This window comes from Bacillus sp. FSL M7-0307, from assembly GCF_038627835.1.
Classification (GTDB): Bacteria; Bacillota; Bacilli; order Bacillales; family Bacillaceae; genus Bacillus; species Bacillus altitudinis.
This window is the reverse complement of record NZ_CP152023.1, coordinates 3,540,309-3,564,460: the sequence shown is the minus strand read 5'-3', so window position 1 is coordinate 3,564,460 and position 24,152 is coordinate 3,540,309. Positions and strand designations below refer to the sequence as shown.

The 24,152-nt window shown below is 42.0% G+C and carries 25 protein-coding genes and 1 riboswitch; of the genes, 17 read left to right on the top strand and 8 right to left on the bottom strand.

Going from position 1 to position 24,152, the window contains the following annotated elements; all coding sequences use genetic code 11:
* Window positions 1-41: 41 nt before the first annotated feature.
* Window positions 42-154: riboswitch (SAM riboswitch) on the bottom strand.
* Window positions 155-235: 81 nt separating this feature from the next.
* The 4 genes from MHI41_RS18260 to MHI41_RS18245 form a co-directional block, all read right to left on the bottom strand.
* Entirely contained in the window at window positions 236-1,555 is a 1,320-nt protein-coding gene (locus tag MHI41_RS18260) for a gluconate:H+ symporter (protein ID WP_008345676.1), read from the bottom strand.
* A gap of 50 nt (window positions 1,556-1,605) precedes the next feature.
* A complete protein-coding gene (locus tag MHI41_RS18255) occupies window positions 1,606-3,027 on the bottom strand; it encodes a four-carbon acid sugar kinase family protein (RefSeq protein WP_019743652.1) in 1,422 nt (473 codons plus the stop codon).
* A 6-nt stretch (window positions 3,028-3,033) separates the two neighbouring features.
* Window positions 3,034-3,927 carry a 2-hydroxy-3-oxopropionate reductase gene (garR, locus tag MHI41_RS18250; RefSeq protein ID WP_035389960.1) on the bottom strand — a complete coding sequence of 298 codons (894 nt, stop codon included), beginning with the start codon at window positions 3,925-3,927 and terminating at the stop codon, window positions 3,034-3,036.
* Between the two features lie 200 nt (window positions 3,928-4,127).
* The gene (locus tag MHI41_RS18245; RefSeq protein WP_017368342.1) at window positions 4,128-4,985 is read right to left on the bottom strand and encodes a MurR/RpiR family transcriptional regulator; all 858 of its coding nucleotides are present in this window, start codon (window positions 4,983-4,985) and stop codon (window positions 4,128-4,130) included.
* 161 nt (window positions 4,986-5,146) lie between these two features.
* Here MHI41_RS18245 and MHI41_RS18240 point away from each other — a divergent pair, with 161 nt between their 5' ends.
* On the top strand, window positions 5,147-5,824 hold the full coding sequence (locus MHI41_RS18240) for a DUF3298 and DUF4163 domain-containing protein (protein ID WP_182488995.1): 678 nt from the start codon (window positions 5,147-5,149) through the stop codon (window positions 5,822-5,824).
* 79 nt (window positions 5,825-5,903) lie between these two features.
* Here the strand turns inward: MHI41_RS18240 and MHI41_RS18235 are convergent, their stop codons facing one another.
* Together MHI41_RS18235 and pepT are read right to left on the bottom strand one after the other, a co-directional pair.
* Window positions 5,904-6,083, bottom strand: a complete 180-nt coding sequence (locus tag MHI41_RS18235) for a hypothetical protein (protein ID WP_008345664.1) — start codon at window positions 6,081-6,083, stop codon at window positions 5,904-5,906.
* A 288-nt stretch (window positions 6,084-6,371) separates the two neighbouring features.
* Window positions 6,372-7,604, bottom strand: a complete 1,233-nt coding sequence (gene pepT / locus MHI41_RS18230) for a peptidase T (RefSeq protein WP_008345662.1) — start codon at window positions 7,602-7,604, stop codon at window positions 6,372-6,374.
* 226 nt (window positions 7,605-7,830) lie between these two features.
* On the opposite strand from pepT, the gene MHI41_RS18225 reads away from it, so the two are divergent.
* From MHI41_RS18225 to MHI41_RS18205, 5 genes are all read left to right on the top strand, one after another.
* Window positions 7,831-8,154: a WXG100 family type VII secretion target gene (locus tag MHI41_RS18225; RefSeq protein ID WP_019743650.1), complete on the top strand. Its 324-nt coding sequence runs from the start codon at window positions 7,831-7,833 to the stop codon at window positions 8,152-8,154.
* 4 nt (window positions 8,155-8,158) lie between these two features.
* Window positions 8,159-9,355 (top strand): glycine zipper domain-containing protein, encoded by a 1,197-nt coding sequence (locus MHI41_RS18220; RefSeq protein ID WP_317328286.1) that lies wholly within the window; start codon window positions 8,159-8,161, stop codon window positions 9,353-9,355.
* 12 nt (window positions 9,356-9,367) lie between these two features.
* The gene (locus tag MHI41_RS18215) at window positions 9,368-10,126 is read left to right on the top strand and encodes a hypothetical protein (protein ID WP_144609967.1); all 759 of its coding nucleotides are present in this window, start codon (window positions 9,368-9,370) and stop codon (window positions 10,124-10,126) included.
* Between the two features lie 21 nt (window positions 10,127-10,147).
* Window positions 10,148-10,666, top strand: a complete 519-nt coding sequence (locus MHI41_RS18210) for a YfjD family protein (RefSeq protein WP_035389953.1) — start codon at window positions 10,148-10,150, stop codon at window positions 10,664-10,666.
* Between the two features lie 105 nt (window positions 10,667-10,771).
* Window positions 10,772-11,227: a helix-turn-helix transcriptional regulator gene (locus tag MHI41_RS18205; protein ID WP_007497964.1), complete on the top strand. Its 456-nt coding sequence runs from the start codon at window positions 10,772-10,774 to the stop codon at window positions 11,225-11,227.
* A gap of 51 nt (window positions 11,228-11,278) precedes the next feature.
* Here MHI41_RS18205 and MHI41_RS18200 read toward each other — a convergent pair whose 3' ends face one another.
* On the bottom strand, window positions 11,279-11,626 hold the full coding sequence (locus MHI41_RS18200; protein ID WP_008345648.1) for a helix-turn-helix transcriptional regulator: 348 nt from the start codon (window positions 11,624-11,626) through the stop codon (window positions 11,279-11,281).
* A 206-nt stretch (window positions 11,627-11,832) separates the two neighbouring features.
* Between MHI41_RS18200 and MHI41_RS18195 the strand changes: the two genes are divergently transcribed.
* The 6 genes from MHI41_RS18195 to MHI41_RS18170 all read left to right on the top strand — a co-directional run bounded on the left by MHI41_RS18195 (window position 11,833) and on the right by MHI41_RS18170 (window position 17,557).
* A complete protein-coding gene (locus MHI41_RS18195; protein ID WP_017358664.1) occupies window positions 11,833-12,822 on the top strand; it encodes an asparaginase in 990 nt (329 codons plus the stop codon).
* A gap of 28 nt (window positions 12,823-12,850) precedes the next feature.
* The gene (gene aspA, locus MHI41_RS18190) at window positions 12,851-14,272 is read left to right on the top strand and encodes an aspartate ammonia-lyase (protein ID WP_025208223.1); all 1,422 of its coding nucleotides are present in this window, start codon (window positions 12,851-12,853) and stop codon (window positions 14,270-14,272) included.
* Window positions 14,273-14,415: 143 nt separating this feature from the next.
* Window positions 14,416-15,822, top strand: coding sequence for a Na+/H+ antiporter NhaC (gene nhaC / locus MHI41_RS18185; RefSeq protein ID WP_017358666.1), 1,407 nt, complete (start codon window positions 14,416-14,418; stop codon window positions 15,820-15,822).
* A 295-nt stretch (window positions 15,823-16,117) separates the two neighbouring features.
* Window positions 16,118-16,543, top strand: coding sequence for a DUF5082 family protein (locus MHI41_RS18180; RefSeq protein WP_017358667.1), 426 nt, complete (start codon window positions 16,118-16,120; stop codon window positions 16,541-16,543).
* A 37-nt stretch (window positions 16,544-16,580) separates the two neighbouring features.
* Window positions 16,581-16,847: a YwqI/YxiC family protein gene (locus MHI41_RS18175; protein ID WP_008345634.1), complete on the top strand. Its 267-nt coding sequence runs from the start codon at window positions 16,581-16,583 to the stop codon at window positions 16,845-16,847.
* 284 nt (window positions 16,848-17,131) lie between these two features.
* Entirely contained in the window at window positions 17,132-17,557 is a 426-nt protein-coding gene (locus MHI41_RS18170) for a DUF5082 family protein (protein WP_224558833.1), read from the top strand.
* Between the two features lie 47 nt (window positions 17,558-17,604).
* On the opposite strand, the gene MHI41_RS18165 is transcribed toward MHI41_RS18170, so the two are convergent.
* Window positions 17,605-17,802, bottom strand: a complete 198-nt coding sequence (locus MHI41_RS18165; RefSeq protein ID WP_017358669.1) for a hypothetical protein — start codon at window positions 17,800-17,802, stop codon at window positions 17,605-17,607.
* 137 nt (window positions 17,803-17,939) lie between these two features.
* Between MHI41_RS18165 and MHI41_RS18160 the strand changes: the two genes are divergently transcribed.
* The 5 genes from MHI41_RS18160 (at window position 17,940) to MHI41_RS18140 (ending at window position 24,144) form a co-directional block, all read left to right on the top strand.
* On the top strand, window positions 17,940-19,898 hold the full coding sequence (locus MHI41_RS18160; protein WP_224558832.1) for a BglG family transcription antiterminator: 1,959 nt from the start codon (window positions 17,940-17,942) through the stop codon (window positions 19,896-19,898).
* Window positions 19,899-19,987: 89 nt separating this feature from the next.
* On the top strand, window positions 19,988-21,298 hold the full coding sequence (locus MHI41_RS18155; protein WP_342494383.1) for a PTS transporter subunit EIIC: 1,311 nt from the start codon (window positions 19,988-19,990) through the stop codon (window positions 21,296-21,298).
* Between the two features lie 15 nt (window positions 21,299-21,313).
* Window positions 21,314-22,378: a mannonate dehydratase gene (uxuA, locus tag MHI41_RS18150; protein WP_255835663.1), complete on the top strand. Its 1,065-nt coding sequence runs from the start codon at window positions 21,314-21,316 to the stop codon at window positions 22,376-22,378.
* Window positions 22,375-23,808: a glycoside hydrolase family 1 protein gene (locus MHI41_RS18145; RefSeq protein WP_224558831.1), complete on the top strand. Its 1,434-nt coding sequence runs from the start codon at window positions 22,375-22,377 to the stop codon at window positions 23,806-23,808. Before uxuA ends, MHI41_RS18145 begins: the two co-directional genes overlap by 4 nt.
* Before the next feature lie 12 nt (window positions 23,809-23,820).
* Window positions 23,821-24,144 (top strand): PTS sugar transporter subunit IIB, encoded by a 324-nt coding sequence (locus tag MHI41_RS18140; protein ID WP_008345616.1) that lies wholly within the window; start codon window positions 23,821-23,823, stop codon window positions 24,142-24,144.
* Window positions 24,145-24,152 lie beyond the last annotated feature (8 nt).

Sequence of the window (24,152 nt, the reverse complement as noted above, 5' to 3'; positions counted from 1 at the left end):
TTCCTTGGATAAGGAAGAGCATCATATACTGTGAGATCTCTGCCTTATCTTCAAACAAGCATCAGCTTGCTTAAGGAATTAGCACCATTCTGTTCCTAGGAACAGCGGTTGCCGGGTTTCACAGGGCCAGTCCCTCCACCACTCTTAATAAGGTTACCTTTGATTCAATTTTCTTAATAAACACAATTATTCAATCTTTTCGAGAAAAAGTCAATGGTTTTTCCTATTTATTTTCCTACATAAACAAATCAGCGACGAGAACACCGGCTAATCCAACAAGTGATAGAACAGTCACCATCAATGTCCACGTTTTAAAAGTTTGAGCCATCGACAAATTAAAGTATTCTTTGTAAATCCAGAAACCTGCATCATTCACATGAGAGAATGTTATACTGCCGGCGCCTGTTGCAATCACCATTAGTTCGGGGCTAACTCCCGTCAAACCAATTAGCGGTGCAGAAATGCCAGCTGCTGTGAGACCCGCGACAGTTGCTGACCCTAAAGAGACACGAAGGACAGCTGCAATCAGCCAAGTGAGGAGCAGAGGAGACAGTGTGCTTCCTTGCATAATCCCTGCAATGTATTGATCAACACCGCTGTCAATGAGCACCTGTTTAAAGGCGCCGCCGCCTGCAATGATCAATAGAATCATCGCAATGGAGCCAATTGAATCCGTAATCGACTTCATGACGTCCTGCATGCTCTTTCCTCTGCCAAGACCAAATGTGTAGATGGCAAGCAGCACAGAGATTAATAGGGCAATCGCCGGCTCACCTAAAAACTCAGCCGCCGGTAGCAGTGGAGAGGACGGGAAGAAAATTTCTAAACATGCTCTGAATGTCATGAGCAATACAGGTAAAATAGCGGTGAAAATACTAATGCCGAAGCTTGGCATTTCCTCTTCTGTAAATTCCTTTGGATTAAACAAGTCCTTTGGAATGTGTGCATGCAGTTGATCTTTCTTAAATAGTTTCGTAAACAGAAGTCCGCCTACTAAAACAGCAGGAATGGCTAAAATAATTCCAACCAATAAGGTTTGTCCCATGTTGGCTTGAAATACATTGGCAATGGCTGTCGGCCCTGGGTGAGGAGGGAGAAAGCCATGTGTTGTAATGAGTGCAGCGACGAGCGGCATTCCCACATACAACACAGGGAGTCTTGCGGCTTGAGCAATGGTAAAGACTAATGGAATAAGAATAATGAATCCGGTTTCATAAAATAGAGCAATTCCGATAACAAATCCAGTCAGCATCGTTGCCCATTGAATTTTCCCGATACCAAAGCGGTCGATGAGTGTCATGGCAATACGCTGAGCACCGCCAGAATCAGCCATCAATTTACCAAGCATCGCTCCAAAGCCAAGAACCAACGCCAGATGGCCGAGTGTACTTCCAAGCCCTTTTTCGACTGAAGCAATCGCTTCAAGTGGTGACATGCCTTCTAAAACGGCAACGATTAAAGAGACAATAATCAACGAAATGAAAGCGTTTAACTTAAAGACAACCATGAGTAAAAGTAATAACAAAACGCCAAGTCCGATAAAAACTAACGACATGATCTTTCCTCCTTTGTGCTGCATAAGGGAGCGTGAACGCTCCCTCTGCTTTATCCTTCAAGTATGTCTACTGCTTCTTTTAACGTATCCTTTGAGCCAACATTTCCCGGGAAAATCACATAAGACATGAATGGGAATTTACTTTCTTCTCCTGTTTGCCAAACGGGAATACCTGGTCTGATTTGACCTGCGACAGTCGCACGTTTGACACTGAGTCCTCTTGTGCCAATATCACTTGAGGTGATTCCACCTTTGGCAATGAGGTACTTAGGGCGAATGGAGAGGCGCTGAACAATGCTTGTCACAGCATCACTAATCTGAACAGACAGCTTCAATTCTTCCTCTTGACGATCGTCCCCAAGATCAAGCCGTTCTCTCCTTGTATAAACAGCAACCGATTGCCCGGTTGTTAAAAGCCTTTCAGTTTGTTGAATCACGCGGTCCATTTCCTCTTGAAATGCTTCAGGTTCTAACACGAGGTGTGTATCAAATTCAATAAATGCGATGTCTTCATTTTGCTGCAGCGCTTGCAATTGTTCGGTTGTTTTTTTGACATGGGAACCGACCATGATGAGGCCACCGTGCCTGCTTTCTTCCTGTATTAAGTCTTGTCTAGTTAATAGTGCTTGATCCTCAACACCGCCAAGCACTTTTGTGAGAGCTGCCGCACTTCTAAATAGAAAGTGCTGACCTGCTTTGATAGCCTCTATGAGGGCAACGACAAAGACTTTGACATCGTCATAGTCCACTGCATTCACAACCACTTTTTGAAAATCCTTCACGGTCATCAGCTGATCCTTTATTTGTTCAATACGTAAAGCCCGGATATCTTCTAAAGAAATATAAGTAGTGTTTTCCTTAGTGAACGATCCGTTTGATTTCTCTTCGATCCATTCTCCGAGGTGAGAAGATTGAAATCCGAATGTACGATCCAATGCAAATTCTGTGTCACCAGCAGGAATTAATTTGTGACCTTCCTGTACGTAGTGAATATTGCCAATCGTAAAGCGGCCGCCTTCTTTAAAAAAGGGAAGAAGAATTTCGCCGTCAAATTGGCGGGAGCTTTGCTGTTCAATGGTCGTTCTGAGAATTTCAGTCTCCAGTGGGAAATGTCCACGCAGGGTGGAATCCCCCCGGCTGACAATGATGAAATCTTGATCAAGCCGTTCAGCCGTTTTCACAATCGTTGATGCGATCGTTTCATGAAGAACCGCCGTTTCTTTCTCTGTCATACTGCGAGAGTTGGTTAAGATAAAGAACATACGGCTGTCTTCAAGAAAACCAGCCTCAATGCTTTTCTCTGACCAATCGGTGAAAACAGAGACGCCGTGCACGGTTTGAATGCCTGTTGGGTCATCGTCTAATACAATCACTTTATGGTGAAAATGGTTTAGTGCTTGTTCGTATGCTGATTGAATGCGGTCTGAATCCGCTTTCGGAATGGCATTTAGTATCTCAATGCTTTGTTTCATAGAACCTCATCCTTTCTTCACTTCAACATGAGCCATTTTTTCGTAATATTGAACGATTCCGCCGTGATCAAGTCCAGACTTTCCGTCCGCTTTGAGGGCGTGGAAGATTTCCAGCAGCTGACTAGAAAGCGGGAGAGGGACGCCGATATCGTGGGCAGTTTCCATGACATTGGTTAAATCCTTTAAGTTGATGTCAATACGTCCGCCAGGCTCAAAGTTTCGTTCTAAAATGAGAGGAACCTTCGCATCGAGTACAGCACTTCCTGCCAGTCCACCTCGGATGGCTTCATACATTTTATCAATCGCAATGCCAGACTTAGCGGCAAGGACGAGTGCCTCGGACATGGCAGCGATATTTAAGTTGACGATGATTTGATTCGCAAGCTTAGCGGTTGTCCCGCTTCCATTTGATCCAACTAATACGACATCTGTGCCCATGGCATAGAGGACATCCTTTACTTGTTCAAAGATCTCTTCTTCTCCGCCCGCCATAATCGCAAGTGTCCCGTCTATCGCCTTTGGCTCTCCGCCACTGACAGGAGCATCGATAAATTCGACCTGATGCTGTTTTGCCAGTGCCGCTAATGCTCTAGAAGTAACAGGTGAAATAGAGCTCATATCTATAATGATCGTGCCAGGTTTTGCTGTAGCCAATATGCCTTGTTCACCTGCTACGACTGCTTCTACATGCTCACCTTTTGGAAGCATCGTGATGATGATATCGCTTACAGATGCTGCCTCAGCAGCTGATGCAGCGGCATTTGCACCCACTTCTTTTAATGCTAGAACAGCTTCTGTATGAATATCGAAAACAGTCACAGTATGACCGGCTTTTAATAGATTGAGTGCCATAGGTTTCCCCATAATGCCTAATCCAATGAATCCAATTTGCTTTGCCATTTTGTCCGCCTCCTATTTAGAAACCCCTTACAAAAAGCGCTTTCTTTTCTTTTTGTTAGTATATATACTATCTTTCTAATTTAATAGTAGGAAATAAACTATTGTTCATTTAATGTACATGACGAAATAGGAATGTGTCAACGGAAAATATGAGAAAAGTCACAAAAAAAAGACCGGAAACAGCTCCGGTCTATTGTCGATTATGTTTTATTTTTAGCTACAGCTAATCGAGAACGTTTGACGTTGTCGATCGCATTTGATCCTAATTCTAAAACAGCTGCGACATACAAAACATCAATAATCACAAGCTGATTAATACGAGAAATCATTGAGTCAGAACGATAGGTTGTTTCTCTCGATGAACTGAGCAGATGAAAGTCGGATTTCTTGGCGAGCTCTGATTTCGGATAGCTCGTGATCGAGGCGACCGTTGCACCTTTTTCCTTTGCAAATTGCACGGCATCAAGGATTTCTCTACTTTCCCCTGAATGTGAGATCGCGACGATAAAATCATGTTCTGTTGCATGTGTTGCAATCATATTCATCATATGAGGATCGCTGCATAGACTCACTTCAAAGCCAAGCTGGAGAAACTTATGATAGGCATCTCCGGCAATAAAACTGGAGGCACCTGCTCCAAAGAAGACGGTTTTATGTGCCTGTTTCATTTGCTCAATAAATTGTGTCACAGCTTGGTCTTCTAAAATATGTTTCATATCCTGAATAGAGTTGGTTGTTAACTCTATGACCTTATGTTTAATATCTGCGACACTATCAGATGCTTCGATCTCACCGTATATGGATTGAGGCGTATTGGTCGCAATATCCTGCGCGACATGGACACGAAACACTTGATAGGACTCATAGCCAATTTTTCGCAGAAAACGAAAGATCGTCGTTTCACTTGTGTTGCATTCAGCAGCGAGTGCACTAATCGAATGAAGCACAACTTTCTGAGGGTTTTGTAAAATGTAATTGGCAATCTTTTTCTGGGTAGGGGACAAACTATGAAATGTTGTCCGGATATGACTAAAAATATTCTCTTCTATGATAAACACCACACTTCATCTAACATTCTATCTTAAGCATACAGGAACTTATGAAAACGGTAAACAAACCTCACATGAAAAATAAAGAATAATATGGAAGAAAACACTTCTTTTGGTTCTTTTGTCATGGTATACTCAATTGGTAATAGACAAAAATGGGGGTTTTTACTATGACAATGAAAAAAGGCCTAACGATCAGCCTGCTCATTTTTTCGCTGATTGTTTCGTTGTTTGCGCCAGTTGGATCTGCGGATGCCAAACAAGTGAAAAAAGCAAAAGTAAGTACACACTATTATAAAAAGAAAAAAACGTTTAAATATGCACAGGTGAAAAACCTTAGTAAAGCGCATATGAAAACCATCAATCGTGATTTAAAAGAAGATATTGCATTCTCTTATTCTACGTACTTGTTCTTAAAGGACGAAGCGAAAAAGGAAGGCTACGGGAAGGTCACGTATGAGAGAACGTATGAAACGAAATTTAACAATGGTAAGAAACTGAGTATCTTAAACTATGATTACATGTATAACGGTGGAGCGCACGGGGATACGATGGTTACGAGCATGAACTATGTGTTAACAAAGAAAAAAACAAAGCAACTGTACTTTACAGATGTGGTAAAAACAAAGAAAAAGCGTACAAAAGTAAGAGATTATATCTATAACTACACAAAGAAGAATAAAAGTAAATTCTATGCGAATCTGAAAAAAAGCGATATTCAAATCGGCTACGACACGCAGTACTACTTCACGAAAAAGGGAATCGCTGTTGTCTTCCAGCCATATGAAATTTCACCGTACTATGTAGGAATTCCTATGATTCAAGTACCTGCGAAGGTGTATAAATAAACAAGAGAAACGGCCATGAATTTGGTCGTTTTTTTATACATAAAAAGAGCCCCTGGTGATGAGGCTCTTCTTTTTACATTTATACTTGTTTGGGTGCATCGTTTAGTGGGTGACGGCGTTTGCCGTTGTAGTGGCGGCGCATACGAAAGATTTCAAACTCCGAAAGCTCTGCGCTTTTTCGTTTTTGGGTGCGGTTATCTTTTTTGAAAGAGAATAGTAAGTAGCAGCAAAGTGAAGCGATAATCAATAAAATCATCATATGACATTCCTCCAATTCATCCTATTCTTTAAGTGTAGACAGGGTGAGTGATGTTTATAACTGAAAATAGTTAGCAAATAGCGTTTAGTTCTAAAGGTTTATTCTGGCTGCTTTTTTAGGTCTAAAATACTGGTTGTTTTTAACTATTATATTTCCAGTTATTTCACTCGTCAAGAAGAATTTTTCTGGGGTTGTCTCTATTAGTACGATTAAGTGTCATAAAAGTTTCAGAAAATTGTAAACTTTTATTAAAAAACCGTTCCCGAACAGGAACGGTTGTAAACATGTTTATGCTTTTTCTTCAAATAAACGTGCAATTTCCACGATCACTTCTGACGCTTTCAGCATGTTCTCTACAGAGATGAATTCATATTTACCATGGAAGTTTTCCCCGCCAGTAAAGATGTTTGGCGTTGGAAGTCCTTTATATGAAAGCTGTGAGCCATCTGTACCGCCGCGGATTGGTTCAATGACAGGTGTCACTGAGCGGTTTTCCATGGCTTCATGAGCGATGTCTACGATATGTTTGACTGGCTCAATTTTTTCTCTCATATTGTAATATTGATCCTGAATGCTAAGGGTGATGCTGTTTTCGCCGTAGACTGCTTTTAAGTCGTTTGCGATTTTTTCAAATAGTGCTTTGCGCTTGTTGAATTTCTCTTTATCAAAATCACGAATAATATATTGCAGCTCTGCTTCTTCTACTTCTCCTACAAATCTTGTGAGATGGAAAAAGCCTTCGTATCCTTCTGTGTATTCTGGAGATTCATCTGAAGGAAGTTTGTTGTGAAAGAGCATGCCGATCTTTGCAGCACTGACCATTTTGTCTTTTGCTGTCCCTGGATGGACGTTGTTTCCTTTAATTGATACTTTTGCACCTGCGGCGTTGAAGCTTTCATATTGAAGCTCTCCTAGCGGGCCGCCGTCAATCGTATAAGCATAAGAAGCGCCAAAGGCATCAACATCGAATTTGTGAGGTCCTCTGCCGATCTCTTCATCTGGTGTGAAGGCGACACGAATTTTTCCATGCTTGATTTCTGGATGCTCAATTAGGTAATGCATGGCGGTCATAATTTCTGCGATACCAGCTTTGTTATCTGCACCAAGCAGGGTCGTGCCATCAGTCGTGATGAGCGTATGTCCTTGGTATTTTTGTAAATTTGGAAACTGTGCTGGAGATAATACGATATGTAGATCTTCGTTTAACGTGATGTCCCCGCCTTGATAGTTCTCATGAATCTGCGGTTTCACGTTCTTGCCAGTGAAGTCAGTGGCTGTGTCGATATGAGCCAGGAAGCCAATGGTTGGCACTTCTTTGTCTGTGTTAGATGGGATCGTGCCCATGACATAACCGTTTTCATCCATTGTCACTTCTTGAATGCCGATGGATTTCATCTCTTCAACAAGCTGCCTTGCTAAGTTCAGCTGTCCTTCAGTGGATGGGCAGCTCTCTATGTCTGCATCAGACTGTGTATCCACTTTTACATAACTTGTGAATCGCTGGATCATTTCCTCTTTCATCAATACGTCACTCCTTTTGTAGAATATGTTCATTTTATCATGTCTTGAATGCGCTTCATAACAAGAAAGGCTTTCTCTGACAATTAGAGAGGAAAAAGACCTACTTTTATTTTGCGATGTGCTGAATGGTTCTTTAGGGTGATTTTTTTGGGTGTCTTTTTATTTATAATGAGGACATATAAAATCATCCATTTGTACGTTAATTTGGGAGAAAGGGGTGCGAAAGTTGGATTCTAGTCAAACACTTGCACTCGCTCAAAAGTTCCAGGAAGCCGCTGATGGCATTCGGCAGTCGAAGCAGCTGCTTGAGAATCGGCTGAAGGCAGTTGGATCAGGCTGGCAAGGGGAAGCAAGAGATAAATTTGATCAAAGCTTTGAGGAAACAGCGGTACGCTATGATCAATTTGAAAAGGACTTGCTTGAAACAAGTCAGGAACTGCGGGATGCTGCTGTCAAAATCGAGGAACGTAAAGCTGAAATCGCCAGAATGGAAGAGCTTGAGCGAAAAAGGCGAGAAGAACGGAGAGAAAGAAACCGAGAAGGGAGATGATGTGATGGCGCGTGACATTGTAGTAGATCCAGATCAGTTGACAGGGCTGGCGAATGATTTTGTAGGAGAGCTTTCGGCCATCGAAACAAAGCACCACGATTTACATAGTGAACTGGATGGCCTCATCCTAGGCTGTGATCCCCGTTATCGAAGCTGTTTTTCTGGAGTAGGAGATGCATGGGGTTCTGGACAAGCCTTAATGAGCAAATTGAGCAGTGACGACATTGCCATTCGTCATGCAACGGATAAAATGGTCGAAGCTGATGATATTTTAAGGAAAATGTACAGTCTGTATGATCAATATGGTACACTCACGAGCCTAGCTGGTATTGTGATGATGCAGGCAAAATACTATGGGCTTGGAATGACGACTTTTATTAAAGAAAATGGCCGATATGCTGCGCAGCATTCAAAGCTCCTTCTTGATGTGACCGGACGGGTAGAAGGTACGAGATTTGACCGGCTGGCAAGGATTTGGCTGAGTAAAAAAGAATTATTAAAACGATCCAATTGGTCGATGGCTGACCTGGTCCATAAGAAATTTACGAAATTTTATCCTAGCGATACAGTTGCGTTCACGAACAGTGTACGTGATTTCACAAAAGGAAGTATCAATTGGAAGGACACAGCTGGCATCAAGTCTGTTCTGAAAAATGGTGCAAGGTTTGCGAAAGGAAATGCCATCATTGCAACGGTCGTCACGGGTGCAACAGAAACGGTTGGCTGCGGTCTGAAAATTGCGGAGAACTATGCGGAATTTGGGGATCAGCCAGAAGTTCTCAAGCGTGAAAATGCAAAGGCTGTTGGAAATGCAGTGAATAATACGGTCTTTATTGCAGGCGGATCTGTTGCAGGTGCTGTTGTGGGCGGCGCTCTTGGAAGCTTTGCAGGACCGATTGGAACAGTGGTTGGCGGTGCGATAGGATCAGCAGTAGGTGGCTTTATTGGTGAAAAAGTCGCCAAGCTTACTTCTGGTTTTGCAGAACAGGTCGCAGTGAAATTAAAAGACCCAATTCATGCGGTTGTCGATAAAGGAAAAAAAGCATTTGAACTGGTAGGTCAAGGTGTTAAAGCAGTCAATGACACCATTGATCAAGCAAATCAGGTGATACATAAAGGAATAGAAAAAACAAAAGAAACCGCAGATTCGCTGTTGAAAGGTGCAGGTGATTTCTTGAAGGGCGCATTTTCTTTTGGATAAGGAGAGATCAAGTTGGATCAGCTAAGTCTAAGTATCGAGGAACTCATCTTTAGTTTTTACAGTGAAGGCTATTTTGAGCAAGGGATGTCTTTAAAGGAAGCCTATTATCCAGATGTAGAGGATGAACGTCTTGGATTTTTATTTGAAATTGCATGCCGCTCTTTGCTGGCAAAAGACGTGCTGGAATTTCGAAATAGACAATACCGTTATAAAGAAAAATACCGACATTTCATTCAAGCCATGAACGATGCATCACATACCGTGAAAGCTTCAAGGTTTGGTGCATTAGATGAAGAGGTCAGTACGTCCTTTCATACGACTCAGGCAGGTGTGTATTCACACCATACGCTTTATGATCAACAAGTGCATCAGATTCACAAACTAAAAGACGATCAGCAGACTGTGGAGCAAGTGACAACCTTTTTGAACATACACATGAGTGAACACCTCACACCAGTCATCAATTTGCAGGCGGAAGAATTTGAACTGCTGTTAGAACAAGCCAGTCAAGGGAATGAGGATTGCCCTTCTTTTCTAAATAAAGCAGAGAACCAAGAGCTTGTGCGGGCATTTGCTTCTGATGTAAGGGTTAGAAAAGGAAAAATGGATTCTTTGATGAAGGTCACTTATGATAAAAATAATACGCCGGATGTAGAGTCTATGATATTTGTTATTCCGGGGCAGAAGCATTCTTGGCTAGTGTCGGGCATGAAGGAAAATGAATTTCGGATAGAAACGGCTCATAGAGACGGATTACGTTCTATATTCTAATGGAGAAAAGGAGAATGACGCTTGAATCCAAGTGAAGTAATAGAAGTGAGGAGCAGACCCTTTCTAAGAGTATGGGCATTCTTAGCAACGGGCGGATTTGGCATCATCGGTATTTGGTTATTTTCAGAAGCTCTTACATTTGAATCGAATTATACGTTGTTTTTATTTTTAGGCGGATTATTAGGCATTGTCTATGGGTGGATCTCTTTTTTGATGATTCTTCCGGCTTTTACGAAGAAGGGAAATGTGATTTTTCGCATTCAGCGTGGAGAGAATGGTGCTGTTTTATACCGGCAACAAACAATCCCTTTTCAAGACATTCAATCTATAGATATGCGCAGGCATCGTTACAGTATCAGGGGATTTCTGTTCATGGATGTGCTCATTCGGAAAATGGATGGGAAATTGATCAAGATTCCGGCGTACAGTATTTTAGATGAAGAAGTATTTGAGCAAACGGTGAAACAAAACATTTATCCATATTTACATGAGACTGCCCAAGAAAATTGGAAACAGCAGCATGGTCATGGTGAAAAGTAGAATCAATAGATGTTTTCGCCATCATTCCATGAGGTGAGACGCCACTTTTTTTAAGAAATCGTGTATGATGTCAGTAAAGACTGAACAATCAAGAGGTGATGAGAGATGGACAAAGAAATGGTAATCGACCTCGTCACAGAACAAATGGCACGAATTCGAAAAGAAAAAAACTATACACAGGACCGCATGGCTGAGGTGCTTGGGCTATCCAAACGGCATTTGCAGCAGGTAGAAAAGAATCGTCTTCGCCTCAACTGGACGCAATCTGCGGCCGTATGTGCATTATTCAGGGATAGTGACATTTTAAAAGGGACACTTGGGGATGATCCGCTTGAGATTTTGGAAGTCGTCGCACACGATGAATTGCATTTATCTGTTGAACGTACGATTGGCGGAAAGGTTTGGTGGCGGACGTCTGTGAAAAAAGGTACGTTTCGTCTTCAGCAGAATGTACTAAGCCAGCATTACCGCATCTTAGATGATGAGAATTATCGCTATTATAGTTCCTTTAATAAAGAAGAAGCGAAGCGGCGGTTAGAGGAATTAAGTGAGCTGTCGTAAGCAGAAAAAGAGAGGTACCTCTATGACAGGGACCTCTCTTTTTTGTGTTGTTTATACTTTCAGAGTGTTTTTCGCCCGAATAAAGGCAACAAGCTGTTTAATTTCTTCATCTGTTAGTGGAACGCCGTCTACATGGATGGTTCCTTCTTTTGCTTCCGTCAGTTCAACTTTGATATCAGAGATTTTGCGTTGTATCTCTGGCTCGTCCGTTCTACCAAGTAAAAAATCAATGGACGTATCATACAAATCAGCCAGCAGTTTCACTGCTTCAAGCGAAGGTCGTCGGTACCCAGATTCGTAACCGGCATAGGTGCTTTTGGCGATACCTAGGCGATCTGCCGTATGCTGGAGAGACCATTTTTTCTTTTTTCTAAGGGTGGTTAAACGATCGAGTATCATACATGAACGCTCCTTTATATACAACAACAGTATATCATATTTTGACAAAGAGTGTACGCGTTATGCGTAATAATTTCTTGATTAATTCGCGTTATGTGACTATAATGGCAATGAAGGTACGCGTAAAGCGTATATTATAGAATAGCACAAGCTGGCTTATAATATGTGTGACAAACGAAGTAATTTTACTGAAAGAGGTGGACCTGTTGAAGAAATTATTGCTTTTAACCACTGGTGGGACGATTGCATCTGTAGAGAGTGAAAATGGTTTAGCTCCAGGTGTTAAAGCTGAGGACCTTTTAAGCTATTTAAACGAAATTAATGCAGACTACACAATGGACACAAAGTCCCTAATGAGTATAGATAGTACCAATATGCAGCCTGAATACTGGGTTGATATCGCAACAGCCATTTATGAAAATTATGACCAATATGACGGATTTGTCGTCACGCATGGAACAGACACAATGGCCTATACATCAGCAGCACTATCGTATATGCTGCAAAATCCTGATAAGCCAATTGTCATTACAGGGTCACAAATTCCGATTACGTTTAAGAAAACAGATGCGAAGAAAAACATTACAGATGCGATTCGTTTTGCATGTGACGGTGTTGGCGGCGTATACGTCGTATTTGATGGCAGAGTCATTCAAGGAACTCGCGCAATCAAACTAAGAACGAAAAGCTACGATGCATTTGAAAGTATTAACTACCCATATATTGCATCGATTGAAAATCATCAAATTGAATACAATAGCAAAGTAAAAAGATCATCAATGAAACCGCTTAAATTAGATGCATCCTTGAACACAGACGTTTGTTTATTAAAACTGCATCCAGGACTGAAGCCTGAGTTTTTAGATTCAATCAAAGGTTTGTACAAAGGGGTCGTCATTGAAAGCTACGGCAGCGGCGGAATTCCTTTCGAAGGAAGAAACCTTTTAGAAAAAATCAACGAATTGCTGGAAGAAGGCATTTCTGTTGTGATCACCACTCAGTGTCTCGAAGAAGGAGAAGACATGAGTGTGTATGAAGTAGGACGTAAAATCAATCAAGAACTGGTTGCTCGTTCAAGAAACATGAACACAGAAGCCATCGTGCCAAAGCTCATGTGGGCATTAGGTAAAACAACAGATCCACGAGAAGTGAAAAAGATTATGGAAACGCCAATCGCAGAAGATTTAGTGATTTAACTATTCTATAGAAAGCAGGTCATACGAGATGGTTCAAGCAACTTATCGTTACGAGAAGGATTTTCTAGGTGAAAAAGAAATTCCCGCAGACGTGTATTATGGTGTTCAAACGCTTCGTGCAAAAGAGAATTTTCCGATTACAGGATATCGCATGCATGAGGAACTCATTCGAGCATTTGCCATTGTCAAAAAAGCAGCAGCTCAAGCCAACATGGAAGTCGGACGTTTATATGAAGGAATTGGAAATGCGATCGTTCAAGCTTCAGATGAAGTCATTGAAGGCAAATTCCATGAATATTTCATCGTAGACCCGATTCAAGGCGGCGCAGGAACGTCTATGAATATGAATGCCAATGAGGTCATTGGAAACAGAGCCCTCGAGATCATGGGACATCAAAAGGGCGAATACATTCATTTAAGTCCAAACACACATGTGAACATGTCACAATCGACAAATGATTCGTTCCCAACGGCGATCCATATTGCAGTGCTCAAGCAGTTAGACATTTTACTTGAGACGATGCAGGCCATGCATGACGTATTTCGAAAGAAAGCAAAAGAATTCGATCATGTGATCAAAATGGGGCGTACTCATTTACAAGATGCTGTTCCGATCCGTTTAGGACAAGAGTTTGAAGCATACAGCCGTGTGCTCAGTCGTGATATTAAACGAATCAACCAATCAAAACAGCATTTATATGAAGTGAATATGGGTGCGACCGCTGTTGGAACAGGCCTCAATGCAGATCCTCGCTACATCGAAATCGTAGTGAAAAAGCTTGCTGATATTTCTGGACTGCCATTAGTAGGCGCAGAGCACCTCGTCGATGCGACGCAAAATACAGATGCATACACAGAAGTATCTGCTGCCTTAAAAGTATGCATGATGAACATGTCTAAAATTGCGAATGACCTTCGCTTAATGGCATCTGGCCCACGTGCAGGTCTTGCTGAGATTGCATTGCCAGCCCGTCAGCCGGGATCATCCATTATGCCTGGAAAAGTCAATCCAGTCATGGCAGAGCTCATTAACCAAATCGCATTCCAGGTCATTGGGAACGACCACACCATCTGTCTTGCTTCTGAAGCAGGCCAGCTTGAGTTAAATGTGATGGAGCCTGTTCTGGTCTTTAACTTGCTTCAATCTATTAGTATAATGAATAACGGATTCCGCTCATTCACAGATCACTGTTTAGCGGACATCGAAGCAAATGAAAAACGTTTGAAAGAATATGTCGAAAAAAGTGCAGGTGTCATTACAGCGGTAAACCCTCACTTAGGCTATGAAGCTGCGGCTAGAATCGCAAGGGAAGCCATTTTAACAGGACAATCGATCAGAGATCTTTGCCTGCAAAATGATGTGTTAACAGAAGAAGAACTTGATATTATTTTGAATCCTTACGAGATGACAAAGCCTGGCATTGCGGGTGCAGAGCTCCTAGAGCGATGATAATATCAAAAATTTTATTTTATTAATATGTTGAATTGCCTGTGAAAAAGAGAAAAACAGGCAATTCACTTTCTTTCGAATTGACACACTTTTTTCACAATATTTTGAAAACGCTTAACGCACGCACAAAGGGAGGAAACAAAATGAAAACACCACGTCTACCGTCTATTTTAGAAGTCGTGTCTGTACTTGGCTTATTTTTAGCAATTGTTTTATCATTCACTCTTTACTTCAAATTAGATATTCAGCTAGCATTGTTCATCTCATGGTTTATGGTTATTGCATTAGGAATTCGTTTAGGGCATTCGTACAAAGACCTTCAAAATGCGATTACAAAAGGGATATCAAATGGATTAGAGGCTGTTTTAATCTTAATTGCAGTAGGTGCACTTGTTGGTACATGGATTGCTGGCGGTGTTGTACCCACGTTAATTTATTACGGACTGGAATTTATTCATCCTAATATCTTCTTATTAGCTACATTGATTATCTGTTCTATTATGTCTGTTGCTACTGGTACGTCTTGGGGTACAGTTGGAACAGCAGGTATTGCGATGATTGCGATTGGTGAAGGATTGGGTATCCCATTACCGATCGTAGCTGGGGCTGTTTTATCTGGCGCTTATTTTGGTGATAAATTATCTCCTCTATCTGATAGTACTGTGCTCGCTTCCTCTCTTTCAAAAGTGGACGTGCTGGCGCATGTAAGAGCCATGATGGTTTTATCCATACCGGCCTTTGTTATTACGGCTATTATGTTTACAATTACTGGATTTATGTATGGTGGAAGAAATATTGATCAAGATAAAGTAGAGTTTTTGAAACAAGCATTGCAGGATACATTCACGATTAATATTTGGATGATCATTCCGGCAGTCATTGTTGTCCTATTACTTGTATTGAAAAAACCGTCAATGCCTGTTATCGCAATTGGTGCACTGCTTGGGGCAGTCTGGGCGATGGCATTCCAAGGAATGAACCCAGCTGATGCGCTTGGTACAGCTTATAACGGCTTCTCTATTAATTCAGATGTAGATTTCTTAAATACACTGTTGAACCGTGGCGGTATTGTCAATATGTTAGGATCTCTAGTGGTCATTATTCTTGGACTTGGTTTTGGTGGAGTTCTTGAATACTTAGGCGTGTTAAAAGTGATCGTCGCAACATTCGAGAAAAAATTGCACAATGCAGGAAATGTGACACTGTCTACACTTGTAGTAGCATTCTTTGCGAATATCTTTGGTTGTGCAATGTATGTCTCATTAATTCTTACACCAAAAATCATGGAAAAAAGCTATGACAAATTAAAATTAGACAGACGTGTGTTATCTAGAAACTCTGAGGTTGGTGGAACACTTACGTCTGGTATGGTTCCATGGTCAGATAACGGAATTTACATGGCAGGGATTCTAGGCGTCTCGACATTCTCTTATTTACCATTTATGTGGCTGAGCTTTGTTGCCATTGGTCTTGCCATCATCTACGGATATACAGGGAAATTCATTTGGTACGTGAAAAATCAACAAGACTCAGAAGAATCGGCATCATAAGCCACTGCAAAAGCCGCCCCTCCCCCGGGCGGCTTTTGTTTGTCCTAGGACCGTAAGACTATGTGTGTTTCCAGAAGGGTGGTTGTGTATTTTGACCCCCTATAAAAGAGGGCTTAAGGTGTGGTGTGAAGCAGATTGAAAGCATATTTATACCATAAAAAGGGCACAAATCCCTATTCAAACATGAGTCTTTGAACCTTATAATAACAATATTGGAAAAAGTGCGATTCACCATTACGCTCGTTTAGAGGGACTCTAAGCAGCGTTTTTATTTTTGACAGGAGGAGGAACCCATATGAGCTTATCGGATATGCTGTCTGCCCTTAACGGTGGCATTTCAAATAAAAAGGCAGAGATCGAAGAGAAAATTGCTCGACTCAAAAAGGCAAAAAGTAAGATTGAACGTGAACAAGATGCCGCAGAAACAGACCTAAAACAAATCAAGCAGCCAAAGCTTGGGGCCTCTTGGAAAGGTGAGCGGAGCCAAGATTTCAAATCAGAACGAAATGAAGCGCATGATGCGTTGCAAACGATCGTAAGCGATAAATATCCACGCTACGTGAGCCGAATCGAATTCAAAATCAGTACACTAGAAGCAGAGCAGGCTGCCTTATCCTTTGCCAGCTCTTTAGCTGGAGATGCCGCACGTTTGGCTGAAAAAGGAGAAGACGCAGTAGAAGACGCAAAACGCTTGATCTCAAAAGCATGGAGCAGCTTGTAAGCGAGCTTCATGCTGAACCAATCTGGAGGATATCATAATGGGACAAATTAAGTTAAACTACCAAACAGTGATGGATAAACTAGATGAAGTCTCCCAAGCAGTTGAAGCTTTAACAATGAAAAAAGCAGCAGATAAAGCTGGTGAAAACAGCCTTGAATTTGTAACCAAATGGACGGCACGTGAAGCAGAGGTGGGCGAAATGGTCTCAAGCTTTAAAGAAGCCTTAATCAAAAACGTTCAGGATACACGCTCAAATGTGAAGACGCTAAAAGAACAGGATGAAGCGATTGCGGCAAAATCATAAGCCCCAATCGTTTTATTGATAGCGTAGCTGAGTACGATGTAAAATATAGTCGTAAAGACTCATATATAATTCGGGATTTATGACCTTAGATTATTCCGTTTTTCTTCCAAACACCATGTTAAAAGGACACCTTTTCCCTATTTAAGCCTAAGGCTTTTCACCTTATACTATACTTAATGAAAGCGAACGATAGAAATGTCAGGACTGGAAAAAGCAGATGATCTGCCCGGTTTCAAAAACGCTGACGCCGTGCTTTCTTATGAGGTCTAATAGAGGTGGATGACATGAATTTATCCGAGATGCTGCACCATCTGCATATGGGGATTGAAAACAAACGTGCAGAATTTGACGAAATGATCTCTCGGTTAAAGACAGCCAAAAGTAATATTCGAACAGAACAAGATCTTGCGCAGTCTGACATAAAGGAAATCAAGAAGCCTGCTCTAGATTCGTCATGGAAAGGTGAGAGAGGAACGGACTTTCACCGTCATCGGAAAGAAGCCTATCACGTGCTGCACGACATTGTGAACAATGAGTATGAAACCTATATTACGGAGATAGACCAAAAAATTATGCACTTTGAGTTAAAAAAAATGGAACTCGCTGTCGCTAGTAATTTTGCAGGAAGAGCCCAAGATGTGATGGAAAAAGGCGAGGATTTTGCAAAGGATGTCAAACATTTAATTGAACGGGGCTGGAAAGCTCTTTAATAAAATAAACGAAACAGCCGGCTGAACAAGCGGCTGTTTTTTTTGGTTTAGTCACATCCGCCGCTACCACCTGAATCACCACCGCAGGAGGCATCAGAAGCGTGATGTGTATACGAATCAGTATAGTTACTGGTTGTTGAACTGTGATGTGCAGAATGCTTAGAAGATGAACGCTTATCTTTTGGTGTAAACATGTGGGCGGTAATGGCGCCTAAAGAAGCTAGTATGATGATGATAACAAACATGATGTATCCCTCCTCTTGTTTCATATTCATACGTTTGAGCCATAACAAAGTTCCCGGTCGGAAAGAAAAACTGGGCAAAGAGTTCTATTTTCGTTTATGATGATAGGCAAAAGTAATTGACCAAGGGAGGGGAGTCTATGTTATCTCTACGTCAGGAGGAGCTGTTGAGGCGGTTAATGCAGGCAGAGCAGGAGCTGACAGGTGAAGAAATTGCACGCCTGATAGGCGTCACATCACGAACAGTTCGAACAGATATGAAAGCGCTTAAATCAATATTAGAAGTACATGGGGCAACACTTCATATGAAACGTGGAGCAGGGTATACATTGACTGTCGAAGATTATGGAGCATTTCGTACTTTTTTGAAAAACTCAATGAGAGAAAGAAATGAAAAAAAGAATCAAGTTATTCCAAATCAGCCGGAGGATCGTATCTCTTATTTATTGAGAAGGCTTTTATTGTCCGAAGACTATATGAAATTAGATGAATTGGCCGAGGAATTATTTGTGAGTGAATCTACTGTGAAAAATGACCTGAAAGCAGTCAAGCATCTATTTTCTTTACATGGACTTTCTGTTGCACACCGACCTAAATATGGACTGAGGCTGAGTGGAGATGAAATGAAATTAAGGTATTGTCTAGCTGAGCATGTGTTTCAGCAAGAGCATCCGAACCCTGCCCTTTTACCTGAAGAAACGTATCAATTGATTCAAGATATGGTGCGTTCACGTACAAAGGCAAGCGGCCTTCATGTCTCAGAGATCGGTTTAAGCAACTTAGTGACACATATCGCCATTGCGTGCAAACGAATTGAAGAGAAAAAATTGGTGATGATGCCGGAAGGAGAACTCAAAGATATTCAAACACAGCCCGCTTTTCAAGTGGCGAGGCAAATGGCAGAAGATATGCGTCACGTACTCGGTATAGATTTTCCATTATCTGAAATGGCCTATATTGCGATTCATTTAATGGGGGCAAAAATGATGGCGTATGGAGAAACGGGACACACGCTATTTCACATGCTTGATGAAGAGCATTTCCGTTTAACTCATCAATTACTTGGTTATGTCGAAGAGCACATGTCACTTGATATTCAGACAGACAAGGAATTGATTGTGGGACTAAGTCTTCACCTGAGATCAGCGATTCATCGGTTCCGATATGATATGAACATCCGTAACCCCTATTTATCAGACATAAAAAGGCATTATCCGATTGCTTTTGAAGCAGGTGTCTATATGGGAAGATGGCTGAAGGAAAAAGAGAATGTAGAGATTCATGAAGATGAAATCGGATATTTGGCGCTGCATATTGGTGCTGCCATAGAGCGGACAAAAACTCAGACTGTGAGAAAAAAATGCTTGATTGTGTGCGCAACGGGTGTCGCGAGCAGTCAGCTTCTTCTCCATAAGCTGAAGGCCGCCTTTAGCGAAAGGCTAGAGATTGCTGGTACTGCAAGTGTCAGTGACCTTTTGTCGTATGACTTGAGAAGTATCGATTTGATCATTAGTACCATCCCGCTTCAGAACACACTACCTGTGCCAGTGATTGATGTACATACGATCCTCAGTGAAGACGATATGTCGAGGCTGAAACGATTTGTGCAGGGGTCACAAGAAATGGGTGTCTTGCGATATATCAGTCCGAAGATGACTTTTTTTCAGCAAGATCTACAAACAAGGGAAGAGGTTCTTCAATTTTTCGTGAATGTATTGCAAGAACAAAACCGAATCCCGGATGATTTTGAACAGCTATTACTGGAAAGAGAGGAAGTGTCACCTACGTCGTTCGGTCATTTGGTCGCAATCCCTCACCCAATCAAACCGGCAACAGATGATACGTTTTGTGCGATCTGTACGTTGAGAAAACCAGTGTTGTGGGGCGACGATCGGGTACAGGTCGTCTGTTTGTTAAGTATACAGAAGACGTATCAGAAAGAATTGCAGTCACTTTATCAATTTCTTGTGCGTTTGACAGAGCAGAAGGAAGTGGTGGAGCAAATCATCAAAGCTGCTTCATTTGAAGAACTGACGGTGGCGCTGCACGTGTTGGAACAGCCAGATGAAAAAAAAGGACACCCATTTCCGCATCTGTGAGGAAAAAGATTAGATGTTAATGAAAGCGCTTTTAAAATAACATCAAAAAGGAGGATGATCACGAGTTTTTGTAAAGGGGGAGACGGATCATGAGCTATAAAGAGAGAGCGGCTGACGTCATGGGACATGTCGCTTATCGTATTACAAATCAGAAATATATTATGGCGATTAAGCAAGCATTTGTCACATTAATGCCAATCATCATTACAGGGGCATTTGCTGTACTGGTCGCAAATATGATCATGAGCCCGGAAACGGGGCTTGCCCATTTTGAGATATTCAGGTTTTTAGCAGAGCTTCAGCCAATTATGAAGGCAATCAATTATGCCACGCTGAACTTTTTAACGATCGGGGCTGTGTTCCTTATCGGGATTGAGCTCGGGAAAATCAATGGACACAAATCATTGTTCCCAGGATTAATGGCATTGATTTCATTTATATCCGTTATTCCGACGACACTTCTTCTTGAAGTCGATGGATCAATGCGTGAGGTTGTCGATGTGCTGGCGAGGCAATTCTCCGATCCAAAAAGCTTATTTTTGGGTATGATCATTGCCATCGTCTCTGTAGAGATCTTTTGTAAGCTTACCGAGGTGAAGTGGCTGCAAATTAAGATGCCAGATTCTGTTCCATCAAATGTGGCGACGTCTTTTTCTTCACTTTTCCCATCAATTATTACGATTACAATCATTAGTTCATTCGGGTTTGCGTTTCATCGTGTGACAGGCATTTATTTGCATGAAGCGGTGTATAACGTCGTGCAGCGTCCGCTTGAAAGTGTTGTGCAGGGACTGCCTGGTATTTTAACGTTAATGTTTGTGGCTCAATTTTTCTGGGTGATCGGTATTCATGGCAACCAAATGATTAAACCGATTCGCGAGCCGCTGTTATTAGGATCAATTGCAGTGAATATGACAGCATTTCAAGAGGGCAAAGAGATTCCAAATATTATCACGATGCCATTTTGGGATGTGTATATGAGCATTGGTGGTTCGGGTGTGACGATTGGTCTGTTGATCGCCATTTTTATAGCAGGAAGAAGAGAAGAGATGCGGAGCATTGCCAAGCTTTCATCAGGACCTGGACTGTTTAACATCAATGAACCAGTTATTTTCGGATTACCTGTCATGTTGAACCCTGTGATGGCAATTCCGTTTATCGTTACACCACTCGTGACAGGTACGATTGGTTATATCGCAACCGCTACAGGTTTTGCGGGGAAAGCGGTGGTGATGGTGCCGTGGACGACACCTCCGATTGTGAATGCTTGGCTGTCTACCGCTGGCAGTATGGGGGCTGTCATCACACAGCTTATCTGTATTGTTGTCGCTGTTTTCATCTATTTACCTTTTGTTCTCTTATCCAACCGGAAGCCAGAAGCAGCACCTGATTCAGAATAGAAGGAGGGCTCATGAATGAACATGCAATTTAGATGGTATGGCAAAGAAGATCCTGTCTCCCTTTCATATATTCGGCAAATTCCCGGCATGAAAGGGATTGTCAGTGCAGTCTATGATGTGCCGGCTGGTGATCTGTGGCCGGAGGAAAGTATTGCTCATTTAAAAGCGGAAATCGAACGTCACGATCTTGCTTTTGAAGTCGTAGAAAGTCTCCCGGTCCATGAAGATATTAAGCTGGGAAAGCCTAGCCGGGATGCTTATATCGAGCATTATCAAGAAAATATCCGGAGATTAGCAAGGCATGGTGTGAAGGTCATTTGTTATAACTTCATGCCAGTCCTTGATTGGACACGAACACAGCTCGATTTCCCACTAGCTGATCAATCGACGACTCTTGTTTATTTTCAGCATCAGCTTGAACAGATGGATATAGAAAAAGATCGACTTTCCTTACCAGGGTGGGATACGTCTTATACGCAGGAAGAAATGAGAAAGTTGATGGCTGCATACAGGGCATTGGGGGAGGAAGGGTTGTTTGAGAACCTAGACTATTTCTTGGGAAATATCCTTCCAGTTGCAGCGGAAGAGAACATGAACATGGCACTGCATCCAGATGACCCTCCTTGGAACATATTTGGTCTGCCCCGCATTGTCAGCTGTGAAGAACAAATAGATCGTATCCTTCAGCTCGATGAACGCTCACAGCATGGACTGACCTTTTGTTCCGGTTCCCTAGGCTGTAATGCGAAAAATGATGTTCCTTCACTTGCGAGAAAGTATGCCAAAAAAGGGCGTATACACTTTGCTCATTTACGCAATGTCAATTTGTATGAAAACGGTGATTTTGAAGAGTCGGCACACCTGTCGTCAGCAGGTAGCCTCGATATGGGAGCGATTGTGAACGCATTGTTTAAGGAAGGATTTGCTGGCTATGTCCGGCCAGATCATGGACGAATGATCTTTGGTGAGACGGGCAGACCTGGCTATGGATTATACGACCGAGCACTTGGAGCTATGTATTTACAAGGGATGTGGGAAGGACTTCAAATTCACACGAAGAAAGGTCAGGTGGCAACATGAACAAAATCGACATACCCAATGACTTTATTCTAGGTGCTGCGGCTTCTGCTTGGCAGACGGAGGGTTGGAAAGGGAAGAAACCGCATCAGGATTCGTATATAGACCTTTGGTATAAGGAGGGGTATCACGTATGGCACGAAGGATACGGACCAGCAGGAGCAACGAATTTTTACGAGCGCTATCCTGAAGATGTAGCCCTTATGAAGGAAATTGGGTTATCTCATTACCGGACATCGATCAATTGGTCGAGGTTTCTCATCGATTACGAGAATGGAATTGTAGATGAGACCTATGCTCGTTATATTGATGATTTCATCAATGAATTACTTGAAGCAGGTGTAGAGCCAATGTTTTGCTTAGAGCATTATGAGCTTCCTGCCGTTTTGCTTGAAAAGTACGGCGGCTGGTCATCTAAACATGTTGTCGAGCTGTTTGTTCTCTATGCAGAAAAGGTGTTTGAACGCTATGGAGACCGGGTCAAACATTGGTTTACCTTTAATGAACCAATTGTTGTTCAGACTCGTGTGTATCTAGATGCTATTCGTTATCCTTTCGAGCAAAATACGAAGAAATGGATGCAGTGGAACTATCATAAAGCCTTGGCGACATCAAAAGTGGTGAAGCTGTTTCAGGAAATGGGCTTGAAGGAATCAGCCGGTGCAAAAATCGGGGTCATTCTCAATCCAGAAGTGACGTATGCGAGATCGACTGCCTCGCATGATCAAGAAGCTGCCCGCATGTATGACTTGTTTTTTAATCGCATGTTCTTAGATCCCTCCATTAAAGGCGAGTATCCAGAAGAACTGCTTGATGTATTGAAAAAGCATGACATTCTTTTCGATGCAACGGAAGAAGAGCTTCAGATCATTAAAGATCATACAGTCGATGTGGTCGGTCTTAATTTATACTATCCGCATCGCGTTAAGGCACCTAGCAAGGCTTGGAACGAAAATACACCGTTTCATCCATCTTATTATTACGATCTATTTGAGCTCCCAGGGAGAAAAATGAATCCATTCAGAGGTTGGGAAATCTATCCGAATATTGTCTATGATATGGGTATGAGAATAAAAGAGGAATACGGGAATATCGAGTGGTTTGTGGCTGAAAACGGTATGGGGGTCGAGCAGGAAGAACGGTTTAAAAACGAAGACGGCATCATTGATGATCAGTACCGAATTTCATTTATCAGTCAGCATTTGAAAAAAGCCCTTCAAGCGAAAAAAGAAGGTTCAAACTGCAAGGGATATATGCTGTGGGCTTTTACGGATAATGTCTCACCGATGAATGCATTCAAGAATCGCTACGGATTAGTAGAGATCCAGCTGGAGAATGAACGGAATCGTCAGATGAAAGCGTCAGGATACTGGTACAAGACATTAATCCAAACGAGGAAATTAAGGGATGAACCAGATTTTATTTATCAATAGGAGTGATGGGATATGAAGCGAATCATTCTCGCTTGTGCAGCAGGAATGTCAACGTCGATTGTGGTATCTAAAATGAAGGCAGCCGCAGAAGGAAAAGGGCTGGATTATGAAATTTATGCGATACCTGAAGGGGCCATTGCGGACGAATTAGAAGAGCATGGGGACGATGTAAAGGTCATTTTGCTAGGGCCGCAAGTTAGCTTTATGAGAAAGGCAGCAGAAAAAACAGCGGCACCTTATCATATACCTGTCGATGTGGTAAATGTAAGATTATATGGAACAGCGAATGGAGAAAAAATTCTAGAACATGCACTGAAACTAGCAAATGAATCTTGAGCAATCGG